This window comes from Halomonas sp. 3A7M (assembly GCF_014897875.1).
GTDB lineage: Bacteria > Pseudomonadota > Gammaproteobacteria > Pseudomonadales > Halomonadaceae > Vreelandella.
The window spans coordinates 1-4,161 of record NZ_JABUZD010000060.1 but is presented as its reverse complement, the minus strand read 5'-3'; the positions used below and the strand labels follow the sequence as shown (position 1 = coordinate 4,161).

General features: G+C 58.9%; 3 protein-coding genes. All 3 read left to right on the top strand.

The window, feature by feature from the left end; translation table 11 throughout:
* Positions 1–6 precede the first annotated feature (6 nt).
* The 3 genes from INT19_RS05030 to INT19_RS05020 all read left to right on the top strand — a co-directional run bounded on the left by INT19_RS05030 (position 7) and on the right by INT19_RS05020 (position 4,136).
* Entirely contained in the window at positions 7–567 is a 561-nt protein-coding gene (locus INT19_RS05030) for a FecR family protein (protein ID WP_193059945.1), read from the top strand.
* Positions 568–708: 141 nt separating this feature from the next.
* Entirely contained in the window at positions 709–3,219 is a 2,511-nt protein-coding gene (locus tag INT19_RS05025) for a TonB-dependent siderophore receptor (RefSeq protein WP_193059944.1), read from the top strand.
* Positions 3,220–3,269: 50 nt separating this feature from the next.
* Complete coding sequence (locus INT19_RS05020) at positions 3,270–4,136, top strand: ABC transporter ATP-binding protein (protein WP_192539795.1); 867 nt, start codon at positions 3,270–3,272, stop codon at positions 4,134–4,136.
* Positions 4,137–4,161: the final 25 nt, after the last annotated feature.

Genomic DNA, 4,161 nt, shown 5'->3' with positions numbered 1-4,161 from the left:
TAATGGATTACCGGCCGGTTTTCTCGCCGATTACAGCACCGGCACCGGCGAGCAGCGGAGCCTGACGCTGGCGGACGGGCCTTTTTCGCTGTCGCGAAGGACGCCCATCGTCCCTTCGTCGTCGAGGCGGCTTCCGGTACGGCAACGGCGCTCGGCACCCGGTTCTCGGTGCACGAATGGGGTGGGAATGCCTCCGTGGCGGTGGAGGAAAGCGCGGTTTCAGTGACCGCGCCGGACGGGTCGTCCGCTGTCCTGAACGTGGGAGAGAGCGTCTCCTACGGCCCCGGCGGTATGCAGCAAATCGCGCGTGTCGATGTGGAAAGCGACCTGGCCATGCGTCCCGGCAAGCTGATTTTCGAGGATCGTCCGTTGCAGCAGGTCGTCGCCGATGTGAACCGCTACCGCAGCGGTACGATTCGTATTCTCGATGCGAAGCTCATGGATCTGCGCGTGAGCGGAATTTTCAATATTGCCGAACCCGATGCGGTGCTGACCACAATAACCGAGACCTTGCCGGTCAGGGCGGTGAGGCTTACGGATTATCTCGTTTTGCTGCGTGGGACGTAATCCCGTTTTGAGTCAAAACGTCATCCGCATAATTCCTGATAATTTTTTTCATATTTAGGGTGAGGTGGAATGCCGCGGAATACGTCTTCCTTCTGAAAGCATCCCGAGCGGGCTGCAAACAGACAGGAGAGGGAGAAGGAAATGATGCGGCAAACCGGATTTCTGACCGGCGGGACCATGAAGGCGCATATGCGAAAGATGGCGATTGCCCTTCTTGCATCGTCCTCGGCTTTACTGGCGGTTACGCTTTACGCCACCCAAAGCATGGCGCAAACCGTCCCGGCCTCTTATTCGGTGCCTGCCGGTCCCCTGGGGGCTGCGATTTCGCGCTTCGGCGACAATGCCAATCTTCAGGTTCTTTATCCGGCCGATTTGGTTCGCGGCAAGCAGACGAAAGGGGTGCGTGGCAATATGAGCCGTGAGGAGGCGCTTAGCCGTCTTCTGGCAGGCACCGGCCTTTCCTATCGGTTCACATCTTCGGACACCGTCACTCTGGAACCGCTGCCGAGGGAGGGGAGCGCAGGCATTGCGCCCGATGGGTCCACCGTTCTTTCGACCATCGTGGTCAACGGGCAGGGCGAGAACGCCTGGGGCCCTGCGCAAGGCTTCGTCGCGCATCGCTCCGCGACCGCGACTAAGACCGACACGCCCATTCTGGAAACGCCGCAGACGATCAATGTGGTGACGGCACGGCAGATCGAGACGCTGAAACCCTCCAAGCTTGCGGAAACGCTGCGCTATACGCCGGGTGTGGTGACCGAATTCCAGCCAAGCACCAGCTATTTCGACCGAATCCGCATTCGCGGCTTCTACAGCAACAATAATATCTACCTTGACGGAACCCAGCTCACACCTTCGGGTACGCTCGCTGTCGCGCAGGTGGACCCGTTTCTGCTGGAGCGTGTGGAGGTTCTCAAGGGGCCCGCTTCGGTACTTTATGGCCAGAACGGTTCCGGCGGCCTGATCAATATGGTGTCCAAGCGCCCGCTGGGCAATAACGACCGCGAGATCGGCTTTAGTGTCGGCACCGACAAACACCTTGAAACGACCATAGACTGGAACGGCGTTTCCGCGGATGAAACGTTCAGCTATCGCATTGTCGGCGTCGGCCGCAGGGCCGATCTCGATTCGGACTATGGCGAGACAGAGCGCTACGCCATCGCTCCGTCTTTCACCTGGCGTCCTTCGGAGGACACGAACTGGACGGTGAGGGCGGCGTTGCAGCGCGATCCGGAAAGTAATTCGAGCAGCTATCTGCCTGCGGTCGGAACCATCCTGCCCAATATCAACGGTCAGTTTCCGCGCGGGATCTATACCTGCGATCCAACTTTCTGCGATTACGACCGCAAGCAATATTATGTCGGTTCGGATTTCAGGCACAAGCTGAACGAGGATCTGGAATTTCGCCAGAACCTGCGTTTCACCTATGTCGATGTCAATTCGACCTCCTTCAGACTCGGTGCCTTCAGACTCGGTGCCTTGAAAGCCGATCAGAAAACGGTCAGCCGGCCGGCGTTTAATCTGGCGGCGACCACGCGCGGCATCGCAGCCGACAACAGCCTGAAATATGATTTTGACATTGGTGATACCCGCAACGAACTGATCGCCGGTTTCGATTATCGCCGGTTTTCCTCGGACAATCTTTCACTCTCCGGAACCAATTCCAGTCTCGATCTCAATCTGTTCGATCCGGTTTACGGCAATTATAGCCTGCCCACGCTGGCGCGCCGCACTGACAACAATGGCGTGCTGGAGCAATATGGTGTTTATGCGCAAAACCAGATGTCTCTGGGCAACTGGCGCCTGCTGACCGGCCTGCGTCAGGATTGGGCGAACACCACCAACGATAATTTTCTCACCGATTTGACAACGGAAACGCGTGACGATGCCCTGACGGGCCGCGCCGGTCTCCTCTATCTCTTCGATAACGGTCTTGCGCCCTATGTCAGCTATTCGACATCGTTCGAGCCGACTTCCGGTACGGATTATTATGGCGAGACTTTCAAGCCGACCGAAGGCAAGCAATGGGAAATCGGTCTGAAATACGAACCGCAATGGTTCAATGGCGTGTCCACCGCCTCGCTCTATGATCTCAAGCGGACGAATGTGACCACGGCCGACAATGAGCATACCTGCGCGGCGGCGCCCAATCTGCCCGATTGCGACAATTTTTCGGTACAGACCGGCGAAGTGCGTGTGCGCGGGCTGGAGCTTGAAAGCAAGATCAGCCTGACCGAGAAGGTCAATGCCTCCTTCGGCTATACCTATATGGATGCCGAGGTTACCAGCAGCAATGACGGCTATGAGGGCAACAGGACGACCAATACGCCCAATCATATGGCCTCGGCCTGGCTCGACTACACCTTCCGCGAAGGCGTTCTCGACGGCCTGACGCTGGGTGGCGGCGTGCGTTATGTCGGAAGCATGTATGCCGATGACGACAATCTCAAGCCCATTCCGGCCTATACGTTGGGCGATGCGATGCTGGCCTACGAGCTCGGCAGGCTTTCGCCCAATCTAGACGGGTCGAAACTGGCGGTGTCGGTGACTAATCTTGCCGACAAAAAAGCTGTCGGCGGCTGCCCCAGCGCCAGCTATTGCGATTATGTCGACGGGCGCAGTATCATCGGTTCCCTCAATATCAAATTCTGACAGGAGCGCACCGGCGGTTCGGACGAACCGCCGGTGCCGGTGTTTACGCCATGACAGTCGATCCGGACCAGACCTCGATTGCGGCCGCAGGCCTCGATCTGGCCTATCAGACGAAAACCATCGTTCATGACGTCGGTCTTTCCATCGCGAAAGGCACGGTGACGACGCTTGTCGGCCCCAACGGGTCGGGCAAATCGACATTGCTCAAGGGGCTGGGTCGGCTGCTCGACCCTTTGGGTGGACAGGTTCTGCTCAATGGCAGGGATATTCGAGAGATGCGGACGCGCGACATCGCGCGCAGGCTCTCGATCCTGCCGCAGGGGCCGGTCGTTCCCGAGGGCCTGAATGTTCACGAACTGGTCGCCTATGGCCGTGCGCCGCATCAGGGGCTTTTCGGCCTGACGACGGAGGAAGACCGGGCGGCGGTCGAGCACGCCATGGCTATGACCGGCGTCGCACCGTGGCGCGATACGCCGGTGGATGCGCTTTCGGGCGGGCAGCGGCAGCGGGTCTGGATCGCCATGACGGTGGCGCAACAGACGCAGATCATGTTTCTCGACGAGCCGACGACCTATCTCGACATCGCGCATCAGCTCGACGTTCTCGAACTGCTGCGCAAACTCAACCGCGCGCATGGCCGCACCATCGTCATGGTGCTGCACGATCTCAATCTGGCGGCGCGCTATTCCGATCGCATCGTTGCGCTGCGCGATGGCCGCATCGTCGCCGACGGTGCACCGCGGGACGTTATCACCCCGTCGATCCTGCACCGGGTTTTCGAGATCGAGGCGGAAATACATGACGATCCCGTTTCGGGATGCCCATGGTTCGTTCCCAGACAGATCGTCCCCGCACAAAACGCCGAAGAACAGATCGTTATGGAAAGAAGTGTGCCGCAGTCAATTACCTCCGGCTGAAGCCGGAGGCTTGTAAAAGCAAGCC